The organism is Rhodovulum sp. (assembly GCF_011048875.1).
GTDB classification, from domain to species: Bacteria; Pseudomonadota; Alphaproteobacteria; order Rhodobacterales; family Rhodobacteraceae; genus Rhodovulum; species Rhodovulum tesquicola.
The window spans coordinates 1-3,551 of sequence record NZ_DSDD01000013.1 but is presented as its reverse complement, the minus strand read 5'-3'; the positions used below and the strand labels follow the sequence as shown (position 1 = coordinate 3,551).

Below are 3,551 nucleotides of genomic sequence, written 5' to 3'. Positions count from 1 at the left end.
GCGACGACCGCGCCATCGTCGCCGCCATCGCCGAGATCGCCCGCGGCATGGGCATCCGCTCGGTCGCCGAGGGCGTCGAGAACGCGGTGCAGCGCGACATCCTCAAGGGCATGGGCATTGATGTGGGCCAAGGCTATCTCTGGGCGCGCCCGATGGACGCGCCGGAGTTCGCACGGTATCTCGGCGGGAGGACGGCGGCGGCCATGCAGGCCGCGCCCTGACCGGACAGGCTGGCACCGGATGGCGGGGGCATGTCGGTCCCGCATCCCGGCCGCCGGGGCCTGATGCGGTTCAGCCCGCCGCGTCGGGGATCGGCGTCAGACCGGCCAGACCGTCCCCAAAAGGGCCAAGGCAAGCGAGCCGGCCCCCCCCCAGAACACGGAGCGGTCGAGCACGGCTTTCAGGCGCTGGGCGATCATGGCGGCGGTCCCGTTTTCGGTTGCGACCCGAGAATCGTGCCACCGGCGCAGGGCAGGAATTCGGCACGCCCGCGGCAAATTCCGGACGTTTCGTGGGGTTGCGCCGCCCTGCGCGAAGCCCGATAACCCGGCGCAGGACTTCGCAGCGAGGAACCTGTCCATGATCGGCCGTCTGAACCATGTCGCCATCGCCGTCCCGGATCTGGACGCCGCCGCCGCCCAATATGCCGACACGCTGGGCGCCCGCGTCGGTGCGCCCCAGGACGAGCCCGATCACGGCGTCACGGTGATCTTCATCGAATTGCCGAACACCAAGATCGAACTGCTTTATCCGCTGGGCGAGGACAGCCCGATCAGGGGCTTCCTCGAAAAGAACCCCTCGGGCGGCATCCATCACCTCTGCTACGAGGTCGAGGATATCCTGGCCGCCCGCGACCGGCTCAAGGCACAGGGCGCGCGGGTGCTGGGCACTGGCGAGCCGAAGATCGGCGCCCATGGCAAGCCGGTGCTGTTCCTGCATCCCAAGGATTTCAACGGCACCCTGATCGAGCTGGAACAGGTCTGACCCGCGCGCTCAGGCGGCCCCTTGCGGGGCCAGCCGCTGCACCAGATGCGTGAACACCGCCGCGCCCAGGATCGGGATCACCAGGTTCACCAGCGGCAGTGACAGCGGCACCGCCATCAGCAGGCCCGCGGCAAAGACCGTCAGGCCGTGACGCTTGCGCAGCGCCACGGCGCCCTTGCGCCCCAGCCGCCGCATTGCCGCCATCTGGAAATATTCCCGCCCCAGCAGAAAGCCGTTCACCGCCCAGAACAGCAGCGGCGCGAAGGGCCCCACCACGAAATACAGCACCAGCGCGACGAGGTTCACCCCGACCACCACCGCGAAGAAGGCCAGCCCGTCCCGGATCTGGTCCAGCACCGGCACCGGCGGCACCTTCGGCAGGTGGGGATAATGCCGCGCCTCGACCGCCTCGGCCACGTCGTCGAGGAACAGCCCGGTAAAGGCCGAGGCCACGGGGACCATCAGAAAGACCGACAGCACCAGCATCAGCACCAGCGAGGCGCCAGACAGGAACTCGTCCACCCAGCGTAATTCGCCGATCAAGGGCAGGGTGACGCTGTCCGGCACCAGCCAGCCGATCAGCAGGAAGATCGCGCCGTAAAGCGCCGCCAGCAACGCCACCGACAACCCGATCCCCAGCAGCAGCACCTTGCGGAAGGTGCGGTCGCCAAGCTGGCCCAGCGCCTTGAGAAAGGCGGCGAAGATCATTGCGCCATCCATTCGGTCAGCGCGTCCACATCCGGGCGCGGACGCTCGGGCGGCGCGGCGGTCTCGGTGCCGATATGGACCACACCCACCACCCGTTCCTGCGCGCTCAGCCCCAGCCCCGTCTCGACGAATCCCCGGTCATGGGCGGGCCAGCCCGACAGCCAGTTCGCCCCCCAGCCCGAGGCCAGCGCGGCATTCAGCAGCGCAAGGCAGACCGCGCCCGCCGAATACAGTTGCTCGATCTCGGGGATCCTGTCCGAGGCTTTCGGCGCGGCCACGACCACGACCGCCAGCGGGCTGGTCTGATAGGCCGATGCCGCCTTGTCGATCGCCTCGGTGCCATGGCCCAGCACCGCGCCACGCGCCCGCACCAGCCCGGCCAGCCGCCGCAGCGCGGGTTCCTCCAGCACGATCAGCCGCCAGGGCTCCAGCTTGCCGTGATCGGGACTGCGCAGCGCCGCGGTCAGGATCGGCCGCAGCGCGGCCCGGTCCGGCGCGGGCGCGCGCAGGGTCTTGGCGGGGCGCGACCGGCGGGTCAGCAGGAACTCCATCGCCTCGGGGCGGGGGGCGGGCATCGGCATCTCCATCTTGTCGCCCCTTCATGTCGGCCATCGCCGCGCGGTGCGCAAGCCCGGCTTGACGCAGGCCCGCGCCTTGGGCAGCAAGCGGCATGGATCTCTCGCATCTCTCCGCCCCCGGCACCGAGATCGCCCTGCGCGTGACGCCAAAGGCCTCGCGCGCGAGGATCGTTCCCGGGAACGGGCTCCTGCGCATCTACGTCACCTGCGTGCCCGAGGACGGCAAGGCCAATGCGGCGGTCCTGAAATTGCTGGCCAAGGCGCTGGGCGTGCCGAAATCCCGCCTCGCCATCATCCGCGGCCAGACCGCCCGGGACAAGCTGGTTCGGGTGCTGGACTGAGGCAGGCCGCGTCAGTCCTGCTCGGGTCCGATCCGGTAGATCCCTTCGGGCAGGTCCAGCGCCGCCCCCAATTCATGCACCTGGCCCAGCGACAGCGTGATCTTCTGCACCTCGCCCGTGCGCGCGTCCAGCTGCTCGATTGTCACGCATTCCTCGAAGGCGGTGATCGTCACATCCTCCTGCAAGGGCGCGCGGCCCTCGTCGACAAGGGTAATCACCGTGGCGTCGAAATCGTGCTCGATGCTGAACATGGGAACAGGCTAGCCGCCCGGACGCGCCTTGTGAAGCGCCCGGTTCCGGCGGCGCCGATGCAGGGCATACAGCAGCGGCGCGGCAATGCGCTCATAGGCGGCGCCGATGACGGTCCGCAGCCCGGGCAGGCCAAGAAGGCGCGCCAGCCAGCGCATCCGCGGCATGCTCGACCACAGCACCAGGAAGGCCGGGAACCCGGCAATCAGGCGGCCCTGCTGCACCACATGCAGCCGCCGCGCCGCGTCCTCGGCGCTCAGGCCCAGCCGCGCAAGATCGGCCGCGTTTAGGTCGGTATACCGGATCGGCAGGCCATTGGCCTCGCTCAGCCGGCGGTAGCCCGCGATCTCGCGCGCGCAGATCGGGCAGGCGCCGTTATAGATCACTTCCGTCTCATCCATCGCGGGCCAGCTAGACGCGCGGCGCGGCTCTGCAAGAGGTTCGCGCCAATTTGATACGCATCAAGGCAGCAGGCCCAACTCTCCGGTCTACTGCGCCTGCAACAGCTAACGAGAGACGGCCATGTCCGGCGAGGCCAAGTATGACGAACATGCCGAACTGGTGGAGAAAATGGCCGAGGCGCTGGGTCTCGACCTCACCGAGAAGATGATGGCCGGCAACTGGACGCCCGAGGACATGCGCGCGACCGTCTCGCGCTGCCTCGGCTGCACCGACCCGGCCCATTGCAAGG

8 protein-coding genes are annotated in these 3,551 nt (G+C 69.2%); 4 read left to right on the top strand and 4 right to left on the bottom strand.

The genetic code is table 11. The features are described from left to right. Both ENN83_RS00590 and mce read left to right on the top strand, forming a co-directional pair. A partial coding sequence (locus ENN83_RS00590) for an EAL domain-containing protein (RefSeq protein WP_287182862.1) occupies positions 1 to 221 on the top strand: 221 nt, incomplete at its 5' end. 358 nt (positions 222 to 579) lie between these two features. Next, positions 580 to 984, top strand: coding sequence for a methylmalonyl-CoA epimerase (mce, locus tag ENN83_RS00585; protein ID WP_287182860.1), 405 nt, complete (start codon positions 580 to 582; stop codon positions 982 to 984). A gap of 9 nt (positions 985 to 993) precedes the next feature. Here mce and ENN83_RS00580 read toward each other — a convergent pair whose 3' ends face one another. Continuing rightward, complete coding sequence (locus tag ENN83_RS00580) at positions 994 to 1,692, bottom strand: EI24 domain-containing protein (RefSeq protein ID WP_287182858.1); 699 nt, start codon at positions 1,690 to 1,692, stop codon at positions 994 to 996. Continuing rightward, complete coding sequence (locus ENN83_RS00575; protein ID WP_287182857.1) at positions 1,689 to 2,267, bottom strand: nitroreductase family protein; 579 nt, start codon at positions 2,265 to 2,267, stop codon at positions 1,689 to 1,691. The genes ENN83_RS00580 and ENN83_RS00575 overlap by 4 nt, the downstream gene beginning before the upstream one ends. Before the next feature lie 95 nt (positions 2,268 to 2,362). Between ENN83_RS00575 and ENN83_RS00570 the strand changes: the two genes are divergently transcribed. After that, complete coding sequence (locus tag ENN83_RS00570) at positions 2,363 to 2,611, top strand: DUF167 domain-containing protein (protein ID WP_287182855.1); 249 nt, start codon at positions 2,363 to 2,365, stop codon at positions 2,609 to 2,611. 11 nt (positions 2,612 to 2,622) lie between these two features. Here the strand turns inward: ENN83_RS00570 and ENN83_RS00565 are convergent, their stop codons facing one another. Both ENN83_RS00565 and ENN83_RS00560 read right to left on the bottom strand, forming a co-directional pair. After that, complete coding sequence (locus ENN83_RS00565; protein ID WP_287182853.1) at positions 2,623 to 2,862, bottom strand: hypothetical protein; 240 nt, start codon at positions 2,860 to 2,862, stop codon at positions 2,623 to 2,625. Positions 2,863 to 2,871: 9 nt separating this feature from the next. Next, positions 2,872 to 3,261: a thiol-disulfide oxidoreductase DCC family protein gene (locus tag ENN83_RS00560; RefSeq protein ID WP_287182851.1), complete on the bottom strand. Its 390-nt coding sequence runs from the start codon at positions 3,259 to 3,261 to the stop codon at positions 2,872 to 2,874. A 121-nt stretch (positions 3,262 to 3,382) separates the two neighbouring features. Here ENN83_RS00560 and ENN83_RS17080 point away from each other — a divergent pair. Then, a partial coding sequence (locus ENN83_RS17080; RefSeq protein ID WP_414707595.1) for a DUF6455 family protein occupies positions 3,383 to 3,551 on the top strand: 169 nt, incomplete at its 3' end.